The organism is Nostoc sp. CALU 1950 (genome assembly GCF_051172895.1).
Lineage (GTDB): Bacteria > Cyanobacteriota > Cyanobacteriia > Cyanobacteriales > Nostocaceae > Nostoc > Nostoc edaphicum_A.
Window position 1 is genome coordinate 1 of sequence record NZ_JBDNJQ010000026.1, and the last position, 24,635, is coordinate 24,635.

Here is a 24,635-nt window from a genome sequence, read left to right on the forward strand (position 1 = left end):
CAGATCCCCGACTTCTTTAAGAAGTCGGGGATCTCGTAGCCCAGCAAAATTAATGCGATAGACCACTAAAATCTGTGGGACAGCAGTTGGGCAATTTGCTGATTAATAATTGCCACATCAAAACGCCGACTAGCCATAGTACGAGCATTATTGGCTATAGTTGCAGTTATTTCTGTCTCCTGAAGACAGGTGATAATTACTTGTGCAAGTTCCTGGGGTTTTCCTGGTGTCACTAGAAAACCATTAAGTCCATGTTCTACCAATTCCATTGCACCCCCAGCTTTTGCTGCAACTACAGCTTTTCCACATAGCATCGCCTCAACAATCACTCTACCAAAGGGTTCTGGGGAAGTAGAGGTATGTGCCACCAAGTCACAAGCTGCCATTAACTGGGGAATATCAGAACGAAATCCTAAAAATTTGACGCGGTGTTCTAATCCCAATTGGGCAACTTGTTGGTGTAACTTTTGGACGTAATCTTGTTCACCAAACAGTGCATCACCGACTAAAATTACAGTCACTTCTGGCGGGCATTTAGCAAGAGCATCAATTAAAATATGCTGCCCTTTCCAAGGTGCAAGACGGCTAAAGTGTCCGACTACAAATTTTCCTTTTAATCCTAATTGTTGCTGTAGTTGCTTAATTTCAGACTTATCAGTTTGATAAATTTTTGGATTAAAGCCATTATAAACAACTTCGATGATATCTGAGCGTCCTCCTGCTTGCACAAAGGCTATCTTACTAGCTTGGGAATTAGCAATTATTAATGATGCAAAACGATTAGCTAAGTTAACAGCAATACGAAGATTAGTTTGGCTAAAATGTTCTGGGGAAAGAATATCATGTAAATGATAAACCAGAGGACGACGACTGAAAAAACTTGCTAATGCTCCTACAACTAATGCTTTTTGAGTATTGGCGTATATTAAATCGTATTCACGAGCCTTTTTAACTACCTTAGTAATCAAAGGCGCAAGTTGTCCCAAACTCTTTAATCCTTGTACCAAACTGCTTTCTTTGCGAACTTGGATTGTTTGAGTAGCGAGAACTTCTACTGGAATATGATTTTGCTGTAGTAAATGTTTAAATTCTCCATCTGAAAATAAACCTACCAACGCGCGATCGCTATATGGTTTAGCAATATCTATTAAACATAATTCGGCACCACCTGGTTTACCACTTTGGTCTAAAAAAAGAATTCTCATAAAACCTCTATTTTATCTAATTTGACCCACGTAGCACCCCTAGCATCTCTTAAAATCACTTGTTTAAGCTAATAAAATATTGCGTACTTGTTGGGCAATTTGATTCCAATCGTAGTGTGTAGTTGCATACTGGCGACAGGCTTCTCGTGAAGGTATGGGGATATTTCCCAAAAGTGCTTGCTCTAATTTTTCAGCAATGGCTGAGGCTTCTGTAGAAGTAGTAATTAAATCGGGTGAAAATTCTGATAAAATTTCTGGCATTCCTCCAACTGGGGTACATAAAACAGGAGTACCACAGGCTAGAGACTCAACTATTACTAATCCAAATCCTTCAAAAGATTGACTAGGCATAATAGTCAATTCAGCAGCTTGGTAAGCTATAGGTAATTGCTCATCAGGTAGAAAACCTAAAAATTTAACGTTGTCATCTAGTCCTAATTCTGTAGCCTGTTGTTGTAGTGCGGCTTGAATGTGACCACGACCTGCGATCGCTAGCCAAACATCTGGTATTCTGGGCTTAATTATAGCCAGTGCTTGCAATAATTTGTCAACACCAGTTCGATGTACTAAGCGGCGGGATGTAAATATTATCCGGCGATTACTAGGCCAGCCTAGTTTTGCACAAGCTTCCTGGGGTGATAAATTTGGCTGAAACCAGTTAATATCAACTCCACCAGGAATAATATTAATTTTGCTCCACGGTACTTGATATTTATCATGTAGAATTTTACCAAATGCTTTGCTCAAAACAATGAAGCGATCGCAGCGATTATAAGTATTTTTTTCTATTAGCCAGTGCTTGATCAAAAGACTGAGGTTTTTATTAACTACCTCTTGCTGACTCTCAGAAGCCCAAGGGCCATGAAAGTTAAAAGTAACTGGTACTCCCTTTGGCAAAATATCTAAAATAGGAAAGCTATATAATGCAAAGTGGAGATTAATAGCATCTGGTTTGCTTATTCTTGTTTTCTGAAAATTACTGCGAATTGACCATAATCTTTGCCAAATAGGACTATCAACAGAAGCTAAGTTAGTCAGCTTAATGGTTGAATTTATTTCATCCTCTGGTAAACCGACTCCACATAATTCAACCTGGTCTTTATTTGCTGCTAATTTATGAGTTAGTTCATAAATATACCTTTCTAATCCTCCAGGACTTTTGGGAAACCAGCCTAATCCAAGGGTAAGAATAGATGCCGAACCTAAATCCTCTTTCTTATTTTCCATTAATATGTATCCTATAATTCTTGAGCATTTTTGAATAACAATATGAAAATTTCATGCTTTCGATGCAAAGAGAAAGATTGATATATTTCTCTACAGCGGTTTTTATCAAAATCTAAATCACAATAACTTCCGAATCCACATGACCAATAATATTTTTTATAGAACACCAATTTATAAACTATTTATATCCCAACGTCAACAAGGAATTAAAGCCTGTATTTTTATTAACTAGAGAATACCGACTACAACATATATGATACCTGGAAGTCAAGGAAGCTCAGAGGTATATAGGGAAAGGAAAAACCACTTAGAATAAATTAATATCAAATAATTTTGTATTAATGTTTACCATTTTTACTTGTAAAGAAGTAAAAAATAATACGAAGACTAAATATTAATGATTAATTCAAAACTTTTAGATGCGATATCCTTACATAATCTATATCTTACCCAGTTAAAAATAGTTATATTTTTGTACGGATTTTATAAACACTGATTGTATATAAATAATTAAAAGCTGAAAAAATATATGATAAATAAATTACTGACGAAGTTAGAAAAACTCCGTCGCAAGCTCAATCAGCACATCAAAAAATTATCTAAACCTAGATATTTACAAAAAAGTAAAACTTTTAATTTTTTACTCAGTCTGACTGTTGGAGTCATTGTTACTACTATTGGCATTACAACAGACTGGGCAACAACTGGAACACCCACGCTTACCTATAAAACATCGTGGATAGGTAATACTATTGGCAGTGGAAATCTGCGGATACAAAACAATATTGAAGCAATGTATGTTGCCTCTGATGGCACAGTTTATACCAACAGCCATTGGGATGAAGCGGGAACAGAAGCAGGAATATATAAAGATGCCAAAATTATTGGTGCCCTTGAAGATACTCACGGTTGGAGTCGTGGTGGTGGCAAAGCTGTAACAGCAAATAGTAAATATATTTACATTGCCATGACTCAAGGTTCGAGGGGCAATACAAAAGAAGATTACCCACCAGAAGGAACAACTTGGTATTCCGTTAGACGCTATGACTTGATAGGAAAACCTGCACCGTTTCCTAATGGGCGTGGTTGGGATAAAAGTATGTTGATTACCAGTACTAAAAGTGAAGTTACTGGATTAGCAATTTTGGGAAGCGAGTTGTATGTGAGTGATTTTGCTGCTAACCGGATTCGTGTTTATGATACTGATACGATGAAGGAACTCCGCAGCTTTACCGTTGCGAATCCCGGAGCAATAACTATTGATCCACAAAAAAATCTGTGGATTATTCAAAGTAAAAATGGTGGTAAGCCTGCGAAAATTTTACATTATTCCCAGAGTGGAAAGCAATTACCCCAAGAGATTGCAGATATTGTTGAACCAACTGCGATCGCAATTAATCATCAAGGTAAGCTGTTAGTGGCAGAAAATGGGCCGCGTCAGCAGATGTTGATTTATGACATCAAAGATAAGCCGGTGCAAACAGGTAGTTTTGGCTGTAAGGGCGGTATCTATGCAGGAGTTCCTGGTGAAGTTCGAGATTTAAAACTTTATGGACTTACCGGAGTTGGTACAGATACTTCCGGCAATATCTATATAAATAGTAATGGTTTCAACAAATCAGGAACAGATTTGCGGAAATTTTCGCCATCGGGAAAACTAATGTGGCGATCGCTGGGATTGATATTCGTCGATAATGCAGATGCCGATCCTAAAACTGATGGTGTAGATGTATTCACCAAACAAGAACACTATCTGATGGATTACAGTAAGGCTGCTGGTAAGCAATGGACTTACAAAGCCTACACTTTAAATGCTTTCAAATATCCTCAAGATCCACGTCTGCATACCTCGCCAGATGGAACCTTTGTTCGTCGCATCCAAGGAAAGCCGTTTTTGTTCCTTACAGATATGTATAACAGCTTTCTGCAAATATATCGTTTTAACCCAGACACAGATGGCAAAGTAGCCATCCCAGCCGGAATGTTTGTCGGTACTAATAGCGCAGACAAACCATTTATTAGCGGAAATTGGCCACCGCATCAACCAAAACAAGGGGAATGGATCTGGCGCGATCGCAACGGAAATGGCAAATTTGAAAAGGACGAATATGATACCAGCAAAGATTATCCCTATATCGGCGGCTGGTGGGTAGACAGCAAAGGAGATGTTTGGAAAGCTTTGCGAACCGAAGATGGCATTCGCCACTATCCTTTACAGGGAATAGATGCTAAAGGCAACCCCATCTACAACTATGGTTCGATAGAAAAGCAGACTACTCCCAACATATTTAACGACTTGCGCCGAATCGAATATTTCCCCGAAACAGATAGTATGTATTTGTCAGGCTTTACAGTAGATCACCCTGCATTTGGTGACGATGCGGGAGTTGCTGGATCTGAAATTGCCCGTTTTGACAACTGGAGTAAAGGAAATCGTACTCCCAAGTGGCGAATTGTGATTCCCTACGACACCACTGGCAAACGCGAAGTATCTACAGCGTCCATAAGTGTAGCGGGAGACTATATATTTGCTGTCACTGTTAAAACCGCAGAGGTATATGTCTACAATGCCACAACGGGAGAACAAGTACAACTGTTAAAACCAGGCCCAGAAGTTGGCAGCGAAAGTGGCTGGATTGATATACCATACGGTATCCGGGCTTTTCGTCGTTCAAATGGTGAGTATTTAGTATTTGTGGAAGAAAATTGGAAAGGGAAAGTGATTATTTATCGGTTAGCGAGTTGAGTCTTTACAGCAATTACCTGTAAGCTTAACCAAGCCACAGATCCCCGACTTCTCAAAGAAGTCGGGGATCTTGTTTATTCAGGATTGCTATATGTACAAGAATATGTGATTAAATGTATCGCAGATTTAATCAGATAAAATGCTCCATGCGTCGAGACTCAATTTTTTACAAACTGTTTCAACAATCCCCCACTCTCTTATTTGAACTATTGACAAATCCACCAAAAAATGCAAATGCTTATCGATTTGATTCGGTAGCCGTCAAAGAACCCAAATTTGAAATTGACGGAGTATTTCTTCTACCAGAAAGCGAGACTCCTGGGGTTGTATATTTCTGTGAGGTACAGTTTCAAAAGGATGAACAGCTTTATGAAAGAGTATTTGCTGAATCTTCATTATATTTTTACCGCAACCGCGCCAGATTTAATGACTGGCAAGCAGTTGTAATTTATCCATCTCGCAATACCGAACAAAGTAACATTTACCCTCATCGGGGATTGCTCAATAGTAACCAAGTACATCGGGTGTATTTGGATGAATTGGGGAATATTCGCCAATTACCTTTATGGGTGGCACTGATGGTACTAACTACGATAAAGGAAGAACAAGCACCTGAAGAGGCAAGGTATTTGTTAACAAGAACTGATCAAGAAGTACCATTAGCAGAGGGTCGCGTCATAATAGAAATAGTGACGACGATAATGATGTACAGATTTGAACAATTGAGCCAAGCGGAGGTAGAGTCTATGCTAGGAATAACACTACAGCAAACGAGAGTTTATCGAGAAATCAAGGAAGAAGGACGAGAAGAAGGACGAGAAGAAGGACGAGAAGCGATGGCTAATGCTATTTCCCGACTATTAACTAAGCGGCTAGGAAAAATGTCTGAGGAAATGCGATCCTCCATTTCTGCTTTATCTTTGCCTGTTCTCGCAGATTTGAGCGAGGCATTGCTTGATTTTACTACTTTGGCTGATTTGCAATCTTGGTTAGAAGGGCGAACAAATTAAACTACCTCTTGATGTTTTTGGCTTAGATACATCGCAATTCCTTTCTCGTAGTAAGCTGCTTCATTAATAAAAACAGGATAAACAGTAGACGTTCCTTCATAGAAAATATCTTTTCCTGCAAAAGTCAGAAACATTGGTTCGCCTGGATTCAGAGGTTCATAATCCCGAAACTGAAGCTGGGGATGAATCATGGCTTGAATTTCGCCGCGTGGGCGCAACCCGCCGTAGGCATCGCTTCTAGGATAATCGATCGTCTCAATGTATTGATAGAATGTAAGCGTGCTGTTTGTCTGCGGAATATTACCTTGGTTGCAACCTTCAAAATAGTCTAAAATTGCATACATAAGCTGCTCTGTTTGCTGAAATAATTCGGCGTTTAAGATATTCTGAGCCACAGCGCCAACTTCTATCACAAAACCCAATTCGCACAAAGAACGGAGAAAACCACCTTCTCTAGATTGTTGATTAATAAAAATCTTGACCATCGGATTTATCGAAGTCAAATAAGCACCTAACCGAAGTAAGAAAGGGTGCATATCACAAAAAATCAGACTTAAACCCATGTTGGCAGTTGTGCTGTGCAAATCAATAATTACATCTACAAAAGGCTGATTTTGCGGTTGCAATATCTGTTGAATTTCTTTTGCCCGCGTATCTTCATAACTTGAGAGTTGGGTATTTTGTAAGCTTTGATTAGTGAAGCAACGATTTAAATCCTTCTCAATGTATCGCTTGCCTTCTTCAATAGCTTTGAGATTGCCAAGTAATGCCAGAGTTTTAAAACTTCCTCTGTTGATTAAATTAGGATACTGCTGAAACTTTTTGACTAGATATACTCCTGTTAACTCATTACCGTGGTTTCCTCCAACGATCGCAACTCGTTCAATCTGACTCATAACAACCTCATATCTAAAAAACTTGTACGGCTGACACTATAATGCTTACCCTACGGTTATTGAGAATGGTGCAAGATAGAAGTATAGCTTCTGCTGGCTAAATCTTGTAAAAGACTGACGCGATGTCTACGACGGGCTACGCCTACGCTTCATGTTTGAGCCAAAATATGATAACTGTTAAGCTGTTGGTTTTGGCACAAAGGGGGAGGAAATTTATGGTGCATGATTTTCAAGCGGTCGCTGAACTTTACAAAAACGCTCTCCTCAACGACGTACTCCCATTTTGGGAAAAATATTCTCTCGATTGGCAGCAAGGCGGCTATTTCACCTGCCTCGATCGCGAAGGCAAAATTTATGATACAGACAAATTCATCTGGCTGCAAAACCGCCAGGTGTGGACTTTTTCTATGCTTTGCAACCAGCTAGAAAAACGCGAAAACTGGCTAAAAATTGCCAGCAACGGCGCTAATTTTCTCGCCCAACATGGCAGAGATAGTGATGGTAACTGGTACTTTGCCCTCACCCGTGAAGGAAAACCACTGGTTCAACCCTATAATATCTTTTCTGACTGCTTTGCAGCGATGGCATTTAGTCAATATGCACTTGCTGGCGGCGAAGAATGGGCAAAGGATGTGGCGATGCAAGCATATAACAACGTATTACGCCGCAAAGATAACCCGAAAGGCAAATATAATAAAACTTATCCTGACACACGCCCCATGAAATCATTGGCTGTACCGATGATTTTAGCCAACCTGACTCTAGAAATGGAATGGTTGCTGCCAAAGGAAACACTAGAAAATGTCCTAGCTGAGACTGTCCACGAAGTGATGACCGATTTTCTCGACTCAAAACGGGGACTAATGTACGAAAACGTTGCCCCTGATGGTTCCCACATAGATTGTTTTGAGGGAAGGCTGATTAATCCAGGTCACGGTATCGAAGCTATGTGGTTTATCATGGACATTGCGCGTCGGAAAAACGATACTAAAACTATTAACCAAGCCGTGGATGTGGTGCTAAATATCCTCAATTTTGCTTGGGATAGCGAGTACGGCGGATTGTATTACTTTATGGATGCAGACGGTCATCCTCCACAACAATTGGAATGGGATCAAAAGCTGTGGTGGGTTCACCTAGAATCTTTGGTTGCATTAGCGATGGGCTATCGCCTAACCGGGCGTGAGGTGTGTTGGGAATGGTATCAAAAAATGCACGATTACACCTGGTCACACTTTGCTGATGCAGAATACGGTGAATGGTTTGGCTATCTCAATCGGCGTGGGGAAGTATTGTTGAACCTCAAAGGCGGTAAATGGAAAGGATGTTTTCACGTACCGCGTGCATTGTACCTTTGTTGGCAGCAATTTGAGGCGATCGCAACTGGTTTGCAATAGATTTCTTACAAAAATTCATAGCTTTAACGTTACTTATGAATATTTAAGTTGTTGCGATGCCTGCGGCGGTAAACAACGCAGTCAGTTTAATCTCAACCAGAGTACCATCTGCACGGTTTAACTCATCCCAAATTATGATTTGATTAAAGGTATTATCCAAATAAAAAACTTTTAATATGAGAAAAGTGTTGCTGATTCTCCCCTTAGCTATTCTAGCTTTTGGCAGTGTAGTTGTTAATAGCCAAGAAACGTCCTCACCCAATACTTACACTCAATCTGTTACCCGTGAAGTTTTAGCGAGTGGTTATCCTACTCAAGATAAAAAGCAGATTCTTGAGCTTGTACGCTATACCATCGCACCAAGAGCAAAACTCCCTACTCATACTCATCCGGGAATGCAGATTGAACGAGTAGAGGCGGGAACCTTAACTTATACTGTTGTGGAAGGAGAAGCTAAAGTAACGAAAGCTAACGGCACAGAATTCATTCTTCAAAAAGGGAAAACTATACAGCTTACAGTAGGAGATTCTTTAGTTGAATCTGCCGGAATGGTTCATTATGGAGAAAACCAAACAAACAAGCCGATTATTCTGTTGTCTGCTTCTCTATTTAATGCTAATCAACCAAAAGCTATTTTAACCAATCCTGAAAACAGATGAATTTGATGAGAATTGCAGGTCTTATTGAGTTTCATTTTTATACATTTTTATTTTTAGGCAAAATCTAAGCAGTATTGAGTAGATAAGCTAATCATCATTCATTTTTCCAGACTTATTGGCTTGTAGTAAGGGCTTCAGCCCTGGTTTTATGCAACTTAAATGCTCATTAGCTTAGTAAGTCAAATTTTAGAAAAATACTGTCTTTAATGCTTGTTGCTAACTTAAGTAATCTTACAGTGGGGCAGTAATAAACAGGAAAGCTATAAAAGCAACAAAGCTTTGGAGTCACGAGCAAATGACAAGTCAAGAATCACCAGATTCTAACCAAGAAATCCTGTTGGAAAGATATCAAGTGCAACAGGAACTAGGCAAAAAAGTCGGACGGCGGACGCTGCTAGCTCGTGACTTACAAACTCAAGAATTAGTAGTGGTCAAAATACTGTCTTTTGGTAATGAGTTTGAATGGAACGACCTCAAGCTGTTTGAGCGGGAAGCTGAAACTCTCAAAGCACTCTCGCACCCAGCCATTCCCCGCTACCTTGACTACTTTGAGCTAGATTCACCCAACAGCAAAGGATTTGCACTCGTACAAAGTTATATTCCAGCCCAATCTCTAGAAGCACAACTCAAAGCTGGGCGTAGTTTCAGTGAAGAAGAAGTTAAGGAACTAGCAAAAGCCATTCTAGAAATTCTCAAATATCTGCATAGTCGTCAACCGCCCGTAATTCATCGTGATATCAAGCCAAGCAATATTCTCTTAACAAATCGCTCTGGTAATAGTGTGGGTGAAGTGTACTTGGTAGATTTTGGTTCAGTGCAAACCATCGCCAGAAGAAGTAGCACAATTATAGTAATGGGAACTTACGGCTACGTACCACCAGAACAATTTAATGGTAGAGCTATTCCTGCTTCTGACCTTTACAGTTTGGGAGCCACTTTAATTTATTTGGTAACAGGTCAGCATCCAGCCGATTTACCACTAACTGACTTGCGGCTTGAATTTGAACAGGTAGCCAATATTAATATTACTTTCAGCAGTTGGTTGAGGAGAATGACAGAACCAATTGCGAGTAAACGTTTGATTTCTGCTGAAGACGCTTTGCAAGCCTTAAACAAACTAGGAAATACAGTTCAACTTCAAAATATACAAAGTAATTTATTCCCTAGAAAACCTTCGGACAGTAAAGTTTTATTAAATAAGAATACTAACTATTTAGAAATTATTATTCCCCCAGCCGGTTTATTTAAAAGAAGGACTCTAATAAATTTGATATTATCTATACCAATTATGTTATTTATCCCTAATTTGTCAATTTTATTTGCAAGTATGAATGTTTTTTCATTAGTAGTTATTCTAATAATTTTATCCTTTGTAATTATGTTATTTATTTCTCTCTTCATAGGTATCATGGGTAAAAAGAAGCTTTATATTAATAATGAGAAAATTTTCCTGATTTATGAATTGTTTGGAATTAAACGTCTTCACCCATCTGCAACTTTGAGAAAAGATATTCTACGTTTAGAACGAAGTAAGGATACATATAATCAACCTTCCTTAACAATCTGGGCAGGAACCAAAAAATATGACATTTTAACTGGTGAATTTTATTTTTTTCCTGTCACTCCCCCAGAACTTGACTGGCTAGCTCATGAACTTAGCGATTGGCTAGGTTTACCAATTACTAGAGAGTAAATTACAAACTAAATTCGGCTGCACCATCCTCATCTACATCTACATCCTTACCCATAGCAGTAGGTTTAAATTTAGAGCCATGAATTAATTCACCAAACACAATCCCTGGATTTTGGTGAAGAATATTCAGCACACTCATAAAATCTCGCACAATTTCCCCTGGTGTCATTAATGCTTCTGCACCCAAGCGATTAATAATTTCTTGCACAAACTCTTTCAACTCACGATTTGTCAAAGTCTGTTCATAGCCAAAATTGAGTGCATGAATCTCAGCTAAACGTTGCAGAAGCGTCAATATTTCTCCTTCACTCAACGGATTTAGCCGAATCACCGGCCCTAAATGTTCTTGAACATTAGCTTGTGTGACGAAACGACTTTCTTTTGTGCGTCTTTGCCAAGCTTGGTCTGCAAAAAGTCCCCGTTTGGGGTCTTCTAAAAATTTAGTTGTTCCACCAACAACAATACCAAGATGTTCTGCTTTACATTGCATGGTATCGTTAAACATTGCGAGGAGTCGATTATAGTTCTTTTCCCGTGTGACTGTAGTAGATATTTGATATATGTGTACAGCTTCATCAACTAAAATTAACAGTCCTTTATAGCCAATCTCAGCTACAAATTTCGCAAACAGTTTGATATAGTCATACCAACTATCATCATCAATAATGACGCGCACTCCTAAAGCTGCTTTCGCCTCAATTTTAGTAGTAAATTCTCCCCGCAACCAGCGCATCGCCGCATTTTTTAAATTATCATCATCCATTCGATAGCCACGCCAATAAGCGATAATCACGCTACCAAAATCGAAACCGTGAACTAAATCTTCAATATACTGAACTACTTCCCTAATTTTTGATTCAACTTGGTCATCAAAACCATCGTCATTTGGACGCATTTCAGTTTCTTTAACCACTTCTTGTTGAATTTTATTAATCCATCCTTCTAAAATAGAGACTAAAGCACCACCATCAGGACGAGTTTTTGTAGCTAGGTGGCTCATTAATTCTCGGTAGGTAGCTACACCTTCATTGTTGCTTCCAGCTAATCGACGTTCAGGGGATAAATCAGCATCAGCTACTACAAAACCTTGCTCCATAGCGCGGTTGCGAATTAGTTGTAATAAAAAACTTTTCCCAGAACCGTAGTTACCAATTATAAAGCGAAATGCTGCGACACCTTCTGCAATATCATCAAGATTTTGTAATAGGCTTTTTAGTTCTTTTTCTCGACCTACTGCTATATATTCAACTCCCACTCTTGGTACTACCCCCGCACCAAGGGAATTGATTAAAGCAGTGGAGATTTTTTTCGAGATTTTGAGCTTTGCCATGTCTTAAATTTCACTTTATTCTAAACGCAGAAGCACGCAGTAGATAGATAAGATACATCTTCACCTTATACTAATCTGACGACGGCAATAATAATTTAATTTGACGAAGTATGTCTAGCCATGAGACTTTCATGCATTGCAATCATTTTTTTGACATGGATAATATTCTCAGGATAAACCTCTAGACTTTCCGAATCTGTGTTAATTATTAATTCACCAATAGTATCATTTGCCCGTTCATTTATAGAATCGATTAAGAGATTTGGCATAGTGATGTTTGCTTCGGCAATTTTTTTAATAGCAGCATTGGGATTATCTTGATCGACTATAGCTTTTAATACTTGTAGTTCGTATCCTGGGAGATTTTCTAAAAAATTAGTCCATTCTTCAGGTATATTCTCTGATGTATCAACATCCGAATTTTCTATGATTGCTGAAGTTTCCATTATTTCAGAAAAAGGAAACAATTCAGTATCTTCTTCTTGGGAATTATCCGCCAAAGGTTCTGGATTGAAGGTTTCTAGTTGTTGGAGTAATTCCCATACTTGATTTTGCAATGAATCTCGTTCTTCTTGCAATAATGAAATTTGCCCTTGCAACTGCTGTAATTCAGTTTTTTGTTCTGCTATTAGGGTTTGTGAAGAGTTCAGAATAACTTGGATATTTTCTCTTTCGGTTTTTGTCGCTATCAGCAATTGATTTTTTTGGGTTGTCTCAACTTCTAGCTCTTGAATTGTAATTCGTAGTTCGTATAGTTTTTCTTCTAATTGGGGTTTTAGTCTGCCTAAAAGAGTTAAATTGCTTTCAACTTCTTGTTTTTCCTGTTGGAGTTGGGAAATTTGACTTTGTAACTGGGCGATTTCAGCGCGAGATACATTACAATTTGACTCTAGACGGCGCTTCTCGGCTGTGAGTACAGAAAAAGCATTGTTCAATTCTGTTTGATTGTTCTGCAAGTTATTAATTTCATTTTGCAGGCTACTAATTTCGGTTTCTAATTGTTTTTTTTGTCCTGCAAATGTTCTTAATTCTCGATGTAGACTATCCCTTTGGTTGCGGCTTTCTATAACTTGATTTTGCAGTTGTTGTGACTCAGCGTACAATAAATTGTGATGTTCTTGGATTTGATTAACTTCCCTGACAACACGAGCCTTTAATCCCTCCATATCTTTAATTCGCTTGCGGAGAGAACCTAAGACAAACATTTCATAGTTTCTACGTCGCTTATCTATGAATAATGCTGTAGTATAGATAGTAGCAGCAGTAATTACACCTGTGAGAAAAGCTTTATTAAAATCCCAGCTTGGGACAAGGCTAAGACCAAAACTCACACTAAAGGCAACTATCACTAGTATAAATCGATTGCTGATCATTACTGATTGCATATTGCTGTTTTTTAACGTAGTTAAATTATCAGAATAAGTAGCTCTCATACTAATTCGTAATTCGTAATTCGTAATTAAAAAAATGCATCCAGACTAAATACTTAACAAAAGTGGTTTTTAATCTGTTTTTCTGTTTTGTGAAATAAGAAATAATTTCAAAATCTGGTAACATAGTCGTTCTGAAATCTGTAGTTTTAGTTACTATTACATAACATTGTTGTGTAAATAATAAAAAAGTGCAATCATTAATAAAATAATTTTAATACTAGGTGTTGGATGTATTGTTATTTGCATTAAAAAGTTTTAAATCTGCTTTTAAAAAATCAACAAACTGCCGTGCTGTCCGTCCAGAACGACCATTATGGCGAGTTGCCCATTGTAATGCTTGAAATTCCAAATCTTCTTGGGTAATATCAATAGCAGCTTGTGCGGCTAGATGTTGTACAATTTTTAAATAAGTTTTCTGATTAGCTGGTTCAAAGGTCAAGGTTAAACCAAAGCGATCGCTAAACGAAAGCTTCTCCTGCATCGTATCCCAAGCATGGATTTCCTCGTTATCCTTTGGTGCAGGTCTATCCACAAAAAACTCCCGAATCAAGTGGCGGCGATTAGAAGTAGCGTATACAACTACATTTTGAGGCCGCGCGGTTAAATTACCTTCTAAAACTACCTTGAGTGCTTTAAAAGCATCATCATCTTCTTCAAATGAAAGGTCATCGACAAAGATAATAAATTTTTGTGACACACCCCGTAAATGTTCCACAATTTCTGGTAATTCTTTTAAATCAGATTTGGCTACTTCCAACAAGCGAAGACTGCGATTGCTATATTCATTCAACAAAGATTTCACCAAAGAAGATTTGCCAGAACCGCGACTACCGTAAAGTAATACGTGCAGTGCCATCTCTCCTGATAATAAAAACTCTGTATTTTTCAGCAAAGCATCTTTTTGAGACTCATAACCGACAAGCGCACTCAGTTTAACCGGGTCAGAATAACGAATACCAATAAACTGGCCAGCTTGCCAGCGTAAAGCACGATATTCTGCAAATAAACCAGAGCCACATTGCCGATAATAAGCTGCTAACTCTTCTACAGCATCAGCCCAATTATCTAACTCTTGTAGATATTTAGCGAACTTTGTCTCTACTCCTACAAATTCTTGCTCTTTATACCACACTACTGGTGAAATCGGCATCTGAGTAACGCCTTGTACCCACTCACTCAAAGAAGCGCTACTACATTCGTAGAGACTTTGCAATATTTGTAAATCATGCTGAACTGCTGCTACTAAAGCTGGGGGTAAATCTTCAAATTCTCGCACTCCAGCCAGCCTTGTAAAAGGATTCTCACAGAAGAGAAGTTGAGTAATTAAATAATCTTCCCAGTTTTGATTTCTAGCGGCTAAAGCGTGAAAGTAAGTTCCGTAAGCTTGGAGACAACCTCGTGCATCGACGTTAGTGTAACGTATAGATTGCAATAGTTCCAGAAATGCCACCCCCACTTCGCCTTGCAGAACAGATTGGTGCAGTAAAAGTGAGGCTGCTTGGCGCTGGAGATATTGAACCTTTGTATATGAGGAAGTACTTGCCATTGGCATCGCTTGATTATCCATCAATCAACTGTGTGGTATAGCTAAATAGCTATGGTAAATTGTCTGCTGACCCTGGCAGTAAAGTCAAAGTCTATAGATGTTTTAACAATGAATTTAAGTATAGTTGCTGCTTTTGCCTACGGCATATTATCGATTCTTGGTGGCATTATTGGATACATTCAAGCTACTAGTAAAGTTTCACTCCTAAGTGGCAGCATTAGTGGTTTATTACTGATATTTGCCGCTTACTTTCAACTCCAAGGGCAAGCTTGGGGTTCAATTTTAGCAGTATTAGTTACTGGCGTTTTAGTAGTATTCTTTGCATTTAGACTTGCAAAAACACGTAAGTTTATGCCTGCGGGATTAATGACGATTTTGGGTATGCTGGCATTGGCGGTGATGGTGCATCAAATTGTGGCTTTAAGGTAGCATCAGTCTCTAAGTAATAACCACCCTCCTGTTTTTTTGACATGGCATGACTTTCTTTGCCTTGAATCATACTAGTACATTTATATTACTATGACTTGTTACCCTTGCCTGATAACTTCCAGCATTCTCAAAGGAAATCAACAAGAATACCATCCCAACAAAAAGAGTGGCTGAGAATAGCCGTCTACCGATTTATTCATTAGTCATTGACAAAAGTGCAGTTCCATAAGATGCGCTCATGTAGCCTTTGTTTGCGATCGCTCATAGTCATCTACAATTTGTAGGTAACACAAATAACGCCATAACAAGGCTTTCAGGCACAAATTCTCAAATTTAAATAAAAAAATAATTACTAACCGCCCAAAAAGTCCGGTTTTTTTGGCTTGGTGATGATAAATAAAAGTAATAGCGTTGAATGCCATGCTTTGTCCTGCGAAGGATTACTGAAATTCTTCGCTGCTTTTAGAATGGCTACTGAACATCAAACAACATCTGTTGCCAATCAGTTTTTTGCTGGGGATGCTTCTCCGCCACAAACAAGGGATGGAGCTACATCAAATGGCTCTACCACAAAACTTACTCTAGAGTGTCTAAGTAACTATGCTGATAAAGTGTAAAGATGTCACTGGATTTGGGAGCAAATTTTAAAGCAATTATAAAGGAGTTGGTGCCATTTTGGCAGGTTTTTATCCAAAAGATGGGATATTAGTAGATTGTACAAATCTTTATTGTTATTCACACATTAGTGCAGCTTGGCGTAGATAACTATCCAGTTGAAAAAGGCTAAAAATAGGTGAAATCACCAGTATTCCTTCTGCCCTCTGCCTTCTTGCACTAGTTCCTATCTACGGAAAGCTGCTAAAACCAAGCAAATTTGACAAAGATAAGTTTAAGTAATTTAATGAAGTAGGAAATAATACATGGTATTATCACTGTCTTCTCATAACGTTATCCAGTATCTGCAAGACGCGGGTCTGTGTAGCTCAGAAGATAACCCATCAGACAAATCTGAGTTGCCAGGAAATAGTAAGAGCAATTTCAATTTAGTAGTGACTTTAGCAGATAATCGTAAACTGCTAATTAAACAAGAACGTAACGTTAACAACAATGACGCCGCGCCTCATGAATTGTTTCAGGAGTGGCTATTTCACCAACTCCTCCAACAGTTTCCAGTTCTAGGTAATACTTCAGCGATCGCACCATTGGTGGTGCATTTTGACGAAGAAAATTCCATTCTCGTCTGCAATTACCTGAGTGAGTATCTAGAACTTGCGACATTGTACCACAACAATGAGATTTTTCCACAAGAAATTGCTTCAGCTATCGGCACGACTTTGGCGGGACTGCATCGCGCCACCTACAACCGCCGAGAATATAAGGATTTTATGGCAACTGCTCCCCAAGGAGAGTTTCGCTATGGCTTTTACAATCCAGCCCAAGGGGTAGGGTCAATTGGGCCGGAGATTTTTGGGGCTATTCCCACGGATGCACTAAAATTCTATGTTCTCTATCAACAGTACGAGAGTTTGGAATCTGCGATCGCAGATTTGGCTTATGACTGGAATCCTTGCTGCTTGACTCACAACGACCTGAAATTGAGCAACATTTTGGTTCATTCCAGATGGGAGCAACTAGACAATTGTCTAGTACGACTAATTGACTGGGAAGCTTGTTCTTGGGGAGACCCAGCTTTTGATTTAGGAACTTTACTGGCAAGCTACTTAGGCATTTGGCTCAACAGCCTCGTAGTAGACCCCACCATTGAGTTAGAAGAATCTCTACATTTGGCGTTAACACCGTTAGAGATTTTACAACCTTCACTTATTGCCCTGATTAGGGCTTATGTGAATGCTTTCCCCATGATTTTGGAATACCGCAGTGACTTTATTTTGCGCGTTATCCAGTTTGCGGGACTGGCACTGATTCATCAAATTCAAGATATGATTACGTGCCGGAAATACTTTAATAATGCTGATATTTGTATGCTCCAAGTAGCTAAAAGTCTACTCACGATGCCGGAGCAAGCTGTACTGACAATTTTCGGGATATCAGAGTCCGAAATCCTGAATCCTGTAGCAAAGATTCATAAATTTCCTCAGCCTGTAAAAGAACAGCAATTACTTCGCATTTATTACGAAAAAACTCGGCTGCGTGGTTGTTAGTAATAGGTAGCAGAACAATTTAAAAAGAACACCCAATTCTGTATTCTGACTCCTAAATTCTATTTTGTTAAAGTTTGATTTCTGAATGGATTAATGCTAAATTCCTCTATCAATCAACCCCTAACTTCTCTATTTGATATTGCTAAGAATATCCAGATTGAGTCAAATTTTTGTATTTACCATCCCAATTATCAACCCTTTGCTCTACCGACTAAAATAGCCGACAGATTTCAGCAAAATTCCGTAGATTTACAACAGAAGTATCTGACTTTATTACTGCGAAATTTTCTCTATGGAATCTATTACAATGGCTCTCTGCAAACTACTTTAGCAGTCAATACTGATAGTACTAATCGCTCGCCAAAGGATAATTTAGCAGATAATTCCATTTTAGAAATTGACTGGGACTTTTACGAACAACTGCACGCCAGTAATCACGGCATAGGTTACTTTGACCCTCGATGGCAGGTGTTGCGGAAAGAACCTGATGGAACTATGGCAGTGACTAAAGGCGGTTTAACACTTTATGTTGAGCCAGACTGCCATCTAGAATCCAGTAAGAAATCTACCAAAGTGGGTGACATGGTAGCAATCTGGATGCCCAAAAATCGACTGCAAAACGGTTGTTACTTAGCAGTTAGCAATGTCGGACAGGAACAGCAAAGTAACCCCGATGCTGATTTAGGAGCAGGGCGAATCTACTTTAACTTTACGCCATCTGGTGCGATCGCTCTGATGGAAAGCTTAACACTGCAATTGAACGCAGCCTCAATTCCCTTTAGCTTTCAAGTTCTCCACAATCCGTGTGCATACGGACGTTATGATTCGGGGCTACTCTATTTTGAACTCCCCGACTATCCAGCAATTCGCACAATTCTTCAGGCTGTTTATATAGAAAATCAATCCCATTTCCAGCCCGAAATTCCTTTGTTTACCAAATTTTTAGCCCCAGGGTTAGGTTTAGCTGAGGAACCAATCCAAAAATTTGCCGCACAAGAAAGTTTTGGGATGAACCGTTGCCAAATCGTCGCTAATGCTTTGTTAGAAGCTTGGCAAAAAGGTAAGAATGCGATGGAAGAACGAATGAGGACGATTGACCAACACTTTGAACGGCATCTAATAGATTTACAACGTCCTTATCTCAATCCCAGTTCTGAAGATATATATAAGCCATTAAATTGATGGGATTGGGGAGATGAGGCGGATGAGGGAGAACTTTTCCCCAATGCCCCATGCTCAATGCCCCATGCCCAATAATCAATTCAAAATTCCACAATTACCGGCGTATGGTCGCTGGGTTGGGTTAATTTTCTGGGTGCGACATCGATGATGCAACTTTTAGCACGCTCATACAAGATAGGTGTGAGATAGTGATGGTCAATCCGCCAACCTAAGTTGCGACGGAAGGCGGCGGCGCGATAATCCCACCAGCTATAATTTCCACCTTCGGTGGTGAATTTGCGAAAAGCATCGGCAAATCCCAGTTTCAGAATATCCCGTAAGGCTTGACGCTCTGCTTCTGTTGCCATAATGTGATTTTCTGTACTCACCTGCTCGTGAATATCCTTGTCTTCTAAGGCAATGTTGAAGTCTCCGCACACACAAATTGCATGGTGTGACAGCACAAGCAATCGCAAATACTCATGTAGCGCTGTCAACCAGCGCATTTTATACTCGTATTTCTCAGTTCCTACTGCTGCACCATTGGGAACATATAAGTTCACAATCCGAACACCATCAATTACACCTGTAATCACTCGCTTTTGCTCGTCCCATTCGTGGTGTAAATCTGGCAAAATCGCCCTAAATCCGGTACTTACATTTAAAAGTGGCTGGCGGCTAATTATGGCTACGCCGTTATAGGATTTTTGTCCTGATATATAAAGGTTATAGCCTAATTCTTCAAAAGGCGATCGCGGAAATTCAGCATCCATAACCTTGGTTTCTTGCAAGCAGAGAACATCAACAGGATTCAGGGTTAACCAATCGATAACCTGTTCAAGGCGAGTGCGAATTGAGTTGACGTTCCAAGTAGCGATTTTCATTAGTTAGTTATCAGAATTTTTGTAAATTGCTAATTACAAATTATGTAATTATTGTACAATTAGTTAATATTTATAATTCCTGTTCATTTCCTAATTGCCCTTAAACACAGTTTTAATTATTTGATCCTATTGAACATTTTAGTATTGTCAGCTACAAAATATTCAATTTTGTAAGTTCTGCTACAAAATATTTTACTGCATTATGATCCCCAAGACAGATGCAACAAGTAATAGATTAGCTATAGGTTAGAAGTATAGGTCGGGATTGACTTTCACCAATAGTCCGTTAGATTTGTCGGTAGAAAGTTTGCGGTACGGTTAACTATTATTGCGCTTTTGCTAGCCTGTTAGGTTAATTTAAATGTCAAAATAGTAAGTACAAATGCTCTTTCCTTATAAAATAATGATGTAGCTCATTATTGAGGATAATTTCATAGACTGAACCAAAAAAACGTATGAAAATCGCTCAAGTTGCCCCCTTATGGGAAAGGGTTCCACCTCCTAATTATGGAGGAATAGAACTGGTAGTGAGTCGCTTAACTGATGAACTTGTTCGTCGCGGTCACGAGGTAACTTTATTTGCCTCTGGCGATTCTCAAACTTTGGCTAATTTACAAGCAGTTTATCCGCGTGCATTGCGCTTAGACCCAAATGTGAAAGAGTATGCAGTGTACGAAATGCTAGAACTGAGCCAAGTTTACCAACGTGCTGCCCAATTCGATATTATCCATTCTCATGTAGGGATTTCGGCACTACCTTTAGCGAATTTGATAACAGCAACTTCTACAGTTCATACGCTGCATAATAATTTTACGACTGACAACCGTCACGCATTTAGCTACCACCAAAAGCAACCATACATCAGTATTAGTAACTCGCAGCGTCAAATCGATCTTAATTATATTGACACGGTTTATAACGGAATTGAGCTAGCAGATTACCCATTCGTAGCCCAACCGTCAGAACCTTCATATCTGGCATTTTTAGGTCGTTTTTCACCAGAGAAAGGGCCGCAACATGCGATCGCCATTGCTAAACAGAGTGGTTGGCGCTTGAAGATGGCAGGAAAGGTTGATGTTAAAGACTCTGAGTTTTTTGAACAAGAGATTGCCCCCTACATAGATGGTCAACAAATCGAATATCTCGGCGAAATTAATCACGCCGAAAAAACTGAACTTCTGGGCAATGCTGCCATAACTCTTTTCCCCATTAATTGGCAAGAACCTTTTGGCTTAGTAATGATTGAATCAATGGCAACTGGGACACCAGTGATTGCCATGAATTTCGGTTCCGTACCTGAAGTGATTGCTCACGGCAAAACAGGTTTTATCTGCAAAAGCTATGCAGAAATGGCAGCAATGATTCCACCAGCTTTGGAACTCAATCGTCAAACCTGTCGAAAATATGTGGAAAATAACTTTAGCGTTAGCCAAATGGTTAACGGATATGAAGCTGTTTACAGACAAATTATTAAAGACCGCATAGAATCGAATGGCCGCATTCATGCAGCTAACATCCAGTTTTAATAACTGCTTTTTTTACTGAATTTAAAACAACAACTTTTTTTAGGAGGACATTGGTTATGAGTACGAGAGCCAACACCTGCCCATGCTGCGGTGGTTCCCTCCTGCGTCATGCCCGTCATGGTGAACTATATTGGTTTTGCCTGTCGTGCCGACAAGAAGTACCGCTATTAACTGTTATTCGCTTGCCTAATGTGGAAACCCGGAACACTGGAGTGGTTCCCCAGCCAGCGGTGAATACCTAGTTTTTCATATAAAACCTATTAAAAATCAATACTGATTTAGTTTAGACCTATCAATTAGCTGCAACTGTTAAAATCGGATGTAGCTAATTGATAGGTTTAAAGTTTTGTTAGCAGCCTTACTTTATGGGCAAGAAGATTTACGCTTAGAGGAAGTTGCTGACCCCACTCCGGCGGCTGGCGAAGTTGTAATCCAAGTGGGGGCAGCAACAACTTGTGGTACAGATTTGAAAGTTTGGCGGCGTGGTGGTCATGCCAAGATGCTGAAACTACCGACACTGTTTGGTCATGAAGCTGCTGGGCGAATTGTTGCTTTAGGTGCAGGGGTGACAAATTGGCAAATAGGCGATCGCATCGTCGCTAATAATTCCGCTCCATGCATGAAGTGTTTTTTTTGTCAACATCAAGAATATTCGTTATGTCCAAATTTGACCTGGAATAATGGTACCTTTGCCCAATACCTGAAAATTCCTGCACCGATAGTAGAGCATAATTTGTTGCAGATTCCCGATGAGTTGCCGTGGGAATTGGCAGCCATGACGGAACCTCTAGCTTGTGTATTGCATGGTGTAGCGCGTTCTCATATTAAGCCCAAAGATAAAGTAGTCGTCTTAGGAGATGGGGCGATTGGGCTAATGTTTGTGGCGGCGTTGAGTGAGAAAGCTGAGGTTTTGCTGTGGGGAGGTAATAACCACAGGCTAGAAATTGGTCAGAAATTGGGTGCAGCCCAGACTTTTAATTATCATCAAATCTCGGATATTCCCAGTGTAGTGAAAGAACTTACCCAAGGATGGGGCGCAGATGTGGTGATTGAAGCCACTGGTGTACCAAGTGTGTGGGAAACTGCGATCGCCTGCGCTCGTCCTGGTGCAACAGTTAACTTATTCGGTGGATGTCCACGGGATACCAGCATTACTGTGAATACAGAACAGCTACACTATAGCGAACTTACCATCAAAGGCGTGTTTCACAATACACCAGAGTATGTGCGATCGGCTTTATCACTCATAGCTAGTCGTAAAATTCCCTTTGAGTTACTTATTAGTGAACAACGACCATTAAAAGATTTAGAACAGGTGTTTTGTGAGATGAAAGCGCGTAAAGTAATTAAGGTGGCGATGATTCCTTAGTATTTTGGCAGCCAATTCTTCAGGCACACTACAATAACTAGATATAGCAACACAGACTTAGGCTAAATTACTATGAATCCTCAAGTCATTACCCCAGTATTGATGATTGAGCCTTCATCATGGCTACGTTCTGGCATCACAATTGAAAAAGTTGATAATGTTAACCTTGCTAAGTTTACAGATGAGTTACATACTCGTCTAGAAGAATTGCTTGAGAAACGAAAAGCTGGATTGCTGACTCCTGAAGAAGAAGCCGAATATGCTGGAATTGCTGAACTAGAGCGCATCCTAACTTTTGTTAACGCTAAACTGATTGCCAATCGTGGGTGTTAAAGATGGCACTCGGCAGTTTGTGCGCGAAAGAGCTAAATATCTGTGTGAATATTGCCACTCTCCAGAACGCTCCAGTTCAGATCGTTTTACAATCGATCATCTTGTTCCACAATCATTAGGTGGTTCAGATGAAGCTGACAACTTAGCTCTAGCTTGTCGTCGCTGTAATGAGCGTCGTTACAACTTTACAACTGGCGCTGATACTCAAACTCAGCAACAAGTCGCCTTATTCAATCCTCGTCAGCAATCGTGGGTAGATCACTTCATCTGGACAGGCGATGGACTAAAGATTGTTGGCAAAAGTGCTACAGGTAGAGCAACTTGTCATCGACTAGATATCAATGATGAATTTCACAATCAAGGATTTATCCAAGAATCTAGGCAGTTATGGATACAAGGAGGGTGGCATCCACCTGTAGACGATCCTCGTCTTTGATGCTTGAACTAGCGATGTCTATAGCTGCCAACATCGTGCAACAAGAATAAGACAACGATCTCCTATAAAAAGGTATGGCGCAAAACCACAATTTGAGTCATTATCATCTTCCATCTTGTAGAAGATAATCTCGTCTCCTAACCAAGGTTGCACAGACTTGAGCCATATATTAAGTGCTTCCTCTTCTGACTCATCTGGACGGAATGTATCTTGCATCCAAATTGCAAAATCAAGCGCCTCAAGCACCTCGGCGGCATCTTGCATATCTTCCTCAGTCCACCATTCAGGTAATTGGGAATAATCATAGTCATTTGGATAAAGATTTCGGCAAAGTGTCAATAAATCAATAATTTCAATTTCTCTAGTCTCTTCGTCACAATCAAACAGGGTAAAGTCTTCAGGTTTTGTAAAAACTCGAATATCAACCACTCCGTGGTTCCAGGTTTTTCTGACACCTAGCATTAAATCTAGAGAATTTTGCATTGCTGCATCAAAACCAAAGTTTGGAATTATGTATGTATTGCCAATTTCGATAGCCTCATTCACGTAGGATTTAGCAGTTTCACCATGCTGCTGAATTAGTTTTTCCAAATTGATCATCTGTGATGTTTTCTTCGTCGGCACGAGATCCGTAGTACTCCTTCATCCACTGTTTCTGAATAACTTCGTTGGAAGGTTCATCAGGTGGTAGATTTCTCCTAGCTAAATTCCAGGGTGTCTCGGCATGAGTCATCTGCTCTAGTTCATAAGCATCGCAGGCAAAGTACTCTTGTGCAACCTCATCTAGAAACTCTTGAACCTCTTGGGATAATTCTGGGTTAGCATCTTCTAAAATTGGTTACCATCCAAAAAGTCTATACTTCTGGTACAACGCAGGTATCACAGGCCCATGTATCCAGGCTTGAAAATCCTCTGGGAATAAAGGAGTGTCATTGAGTGCAAGATGCCAAGCCTGAGCATAGTAAACAAGCTTTTGCAGTTTTAGATTACTGATAAAAGAGCCTGTTTCATTTGCTAACCAGATAAAGTAATCTGCTACGTTAAAACATGACAACACTATAACCACCCCCTTCAGTCTGCTAGATAATATATCAACTTCCAGACTTATCACAGCAAGAGCTATGAAGAATTTCTTTGCGCCTTATAGTTTAATTGTACTACTTTAAGTTTCTACTTAGTGACTTTTCGATTTA

23 protein-coding genes and 1 pseudogene are annotated in these 24,635 nt (G+C 39.5%); 14 read left to right on the plus strand and 10 right to left on the minus strand.

All coding sequences use genetic code 11. The annotated features are described in order from the left end of the window. Positions 1-65: 65 nt before the first annotated feature. Together ABF638_RS09995 and ABF638_RS10000 are read right to left on the minus strand one after the other, a co-directional pair. Complete coding sequence (locus ABF638_RS09995) at positions 66-1,205, minus strand: glycosyltransferase family 4 protein (protein WP_435022441.1); 1,140 nt, start codon at positions 1,203-1,205, stop codon at positions 66-68. Positions 1,206-1,268: 63 nt separating this feature from the next. Further along, positions 1,269-2,432 carry a glycosyltransferase family 4 protein gene (locus ABF638_RS10000; protein WP_435022443.1) on the minus strand — a complete coding sequence of 388 codons (1,164 nt, stop codon included), beginning with the start codon at positions 2,430-2,432 and terminating at the stop codon, positions 1,269-1,271. 529 nt (positions 2,433-2,961) lie between these two features. On the opposite strand from ABF638_RS10000, the gene ABF638_RS10005 reads away from it, so the two are divergent. Both ABF638_RS10005 and ABF638_RS10010 read left to right on the plus strand, forming a co-directional pair. Then, a complete protein-coding gene (locus ABF638_RS10005) occupies positions 2,962-5,178 on the plus strand; it encodes a hypothetical protein (protein ID WP_435022445.1) in 2,217 nt (738 codons plus the stop codon). Between the two features lie 146 nt (positions 5,179-5,324). Continuing rightward, positions 5,325-6,188 carry an Rpn family recombination-promoting nuclease/putative transposase gene (locus ABF638_RS10010; protein WP_435022447.1) on the plus strand — a complete coding sequence of 288 codons (864 nt, stop codon included), beginning with the start codon at positions 5,325-5,327 and terminating at the stop codon, positions 6,186-6,188. On the opposite strand, the gene ABF638_RS10015 is transcribed toward ABF638_RS10010, so the two are convergent. Next, positions 6,185-7,084 carry an aspartoacylase gene (locus tag ABF638_RS10015; protein ID WP_435022449.1) on the minus strand — a complete coding sequence of 300 codons (900 nt, stop codon included), beginning with the start codon at positions 7,082-7,084 and terminating at the stop codon, positions 6,185-6,187. The genes ABF638_RS10010 and ABF638_RS10015 overlap by 4 nt on opposite strands. A 215-nt stretch (positions 7,085-7,299) precedes the next feature. Between ABF638_RS10015 and ABF638_RS10020 the strand changes: the two genes are divergently transcribed. The 3 genes from ABF638_RS10020 (at position 7,300) to ABF638_RS10030 (ending at position 10,833) form a co-directional block, all read left to right on the plus strand. Continuing rightward, positions 7,300-8,481 (plus strand): AGE family epimerase/isomerase, encoded by a 1,182-nt coding sequence (locus tag ABF638_RS10020; RefSeq protein WP_435022451.1) that lies wholly within the window; start codon positions 7,300-7,302, stop codon positions 8,479-8,481. 176 nt (positions 8,482-8,657) lie between these two features. Beyond that, the gene (locus ABF638_RS10025) at positions 8,658-9,140 is read left to right on the plus strand and encodes a cupin domain-containing protein (RefSeq protein WP_435022453.1); all 483 of its coding nucleotides are present in this window, start codon (positions 8,658-8,660) and stop codon (positions 9,138-9,140) included. Positions 9,141-9,435: 295 nt separating this feature from the next. After that, a complete protein-coding gene (locus ABF638_RS10030; RefSeq protein ID WP_435022455.1) occupies positions 9,436-10,833 on the plus strand; it encodes a serine/threonine protein kinase in 1,398 nt (465 codons plus the stop codon). Between the two features lies 1 nt (position 10,834). Here ABF638_RS10030 and ABF638_RS10035 read toward each other — a convergent pair whose 3' ends face one another. The 3 genes from ABF638_RS10035 to ABF638_RS10045 form a co-directional block, all read right to left on the minus strand. Continuing rightward, positions 10,835-12,163 carry an ATP-binding protein gene (locus ABF638_RS10035; RefSeq protein ID WP_435022457.1) on the minus strand — a complete coding sequence of 443 codons (1,329 nt, stop codon included), beginning with the start codon at positions 12,161-12,163 and terminating at the stop codon, positions 10,835-10,837. 95 nt (positions 12,164-12,258) lie between these two features. Then, a complete protein-coding gene (locus ABF638_RS10040) occupies positions 12,259-13,548 on the minus strand; it encodes a tellurite resistance TerB C-terminal domain-containing protein (RefSeq protein ID WP_435022459.1) in 1,290 nt (429 codons plus the stop codon). Between the two features lie 265 nt (positions 13,549-13,813). Then, the gene (locus tag ABF638_RS10045) at positions 13,814-15,163 is read right to left on the minus strand and encodes an ATP-binding protein (protein WP_435022461.1); all 1,350 of its coding nucleotides are present in this window, start codon (positions 15,161-15,163) and stop codon (positions 13,814-13,816) included. Positions 15,164-15,250: 87 nt separating this feature from the next. Between ABF638_RS10045 and ABF638_RS10050 the strand changes: the two genes are divergently transcribed. Beyond that, complete coding sequence (locus ABF638_RS10050) at positions 15,251-15,571, plus strand: TMEM14 family protein (RefSeq protein ID WP_435022463.1); 321 nt, start codon at positions 15,251-15,253, stop codon at positions 15,569-15,571. A gap of 236 nt (positions 15,572-15,807) precedes the next feature. On the opposite strand, the gene ABF638_RS10055 is transcribed toward ABF638_RS10050, so the two are convergent. Further along, positions 15,808-15,993 carry a hypothetical protein gene (locus ABF638_RS10055; RefSeq protein ID WP_435022465.1) on the minus strand — a complete coding sequence of 62 codons (186 nt, stop codon included), beginning with the start codon at positions 15,991-15,993 and terminating at the stop codon, positions 15,808-15,810. A 45-nt stretch (positions 15,994-16,038) separates the two neighbouring features. On the opposite strand from ABF638_RS10055, the gene ABF638_RS10060 reads away from it, so the two are divergent. From ABF638_RS10060 to ABF638_RS10070, 3 genes are all read left to right on the plus strand, one after another. Then, entirely contained in the window at positions 16,039-16,188 is a 150-nt protein-coding gene (locus ABF638_RS10060; protein WP_435022466.1) for a hypothetical protein, read from the plus strand. 303 nt (positions 16,189-16,491) lie between these two features. Continuing rightward, positions 16,492-17,733, plus strand: coding sequence for a phosphotransferase family protein (locus ABF638_RS10065; protein ID WP_435022468.1), 1,242 nt, complete (start codon positions 16,492-16,494; stop codon positions 17,731-17,733). A 93-nt stretch (positions 17,734-17,826) separates the two neighbouring features. After that, on the plus strand, positions 17,827-18,915 hold the full coding sequence (locus tag ABF638_RS10070; protein WP_435022470.1) for a T3SS effector HopA1 family protein: 1,089 nt from the start codon (positions 17,827-17,829) through the stop codon (positions 18,913-18,915). An 80-nt stretch (positions 18,916-18,995) separates the two neighbouring features. Here the strand turns inward: ABF638_RS10070 and xth are convergent, their stop codons facing one another. Next, positions 18,996-19,778 (minus strand): exodeoxyribonuclease III, encoded by a 783-nt coding sequence (xth, locus tag ABF638_RS10075; RefSeq protein ID WP_435022472.1) that lies wholly within the window; start codon positions 19,776-19,778, stop codon positions 18,996-18,998. A 455-nt stretch (positions 19,779-20,233) separates the two neighbouring features. Here xth and ABF638_RS10080 point away from each other — a divergent pair, with 455 nt between their 5' ends. From ABF638_RS10080 to ABF638_RS10100, 5 genes are all read left to right on the plus strand, one after another. Next, a complete protein-coding gene (locus tag ABF638_RS10080) occupies positions 20,234-21,304 on the plus strand; it encodes a glycosyltransferase family 4 protein (protein ID WP_435022474.1) in 1,071 nt (356 codons plus the stop codon). Positions 21,305-21,360: 56 nt separating this feature from the next. Then, on the plus strand, positions 21,361-21,546 hold the full coding sequence (locus ABF638_RS10085) for a hypothetical protein (protein ID WP_435022476.1): 186 nt from the start codon (positions 21,361-21,363) through the stop codon (positions 21,544-21,546). Between the two features lie 104 nt (positions 21,547-21,650). Beyond that, on the plus strand, positions 21,651-22,673 hold the full coding sequence (locus ABF638_RS10090; protein WP_435022478.1) for a zinc-dependent alcohol dehydrogenase: 1,023 nt from the start codon (positions 21,651-21,653) through the stop codon (positions 22,671-22,673). A gap of 72 nt (positions 22,674-22,745) precedes the next feature. Further along, the gene (locus ABF638_RS10095; protein WP_435022480.1) at positions 22,746-23,006 is read left to right on the plus strand and encodes a hypothetical protein; all 261 of its coding nucleotides are present in this window, start codon (positions 22,746-22,748) and stop codon (positions 23,004-23,006) included. Further along, a complete protein-coding gene (locus tag ABF638_RS10100; RefSeq protein WP_435022482.1) occupies positions 22,996-23,442 on the plus strand; it encodes an HNH endonuclease in 447 nt (148 codons plus the stop codon). Before ABF638_RS10095 ends, ABF638_RS10100 begins: the two co-directional genes overlap by 11 nt. An 18-nt stretch (positions 23,443-23,460) precedes the next feature. On the opposite strand, the gene ABF638_RS10105 is transcribed toward ABF638_RS10100, so the two are convergent. Both ABF638_RS10105 and ABF638_RS10110 read right to left on the minus strand, forming a co-directional pair. Continuing rightward, on the minus strand, positions 23,461-24,042 hold the full coding sequence (locus ABF638_RS10105; protein ID WP_435022484.1) for a hypothetical protein: 582 nt from the start codon (positions 24,040-24,042) through the stop codon (positions 23,461-23,463). Next, a pseudogene (locus tag ABF638_RS10110) lies at positions 24,005-24,553 on the minus strand (Panacea domain-containing protein). Before ABF638_RS10110 ends, ABF638_RS10105 begins: the two are co-directional and overlap by 38 nt. Positions 24,554-24,635: the final 82 nt, after the last annotated feature.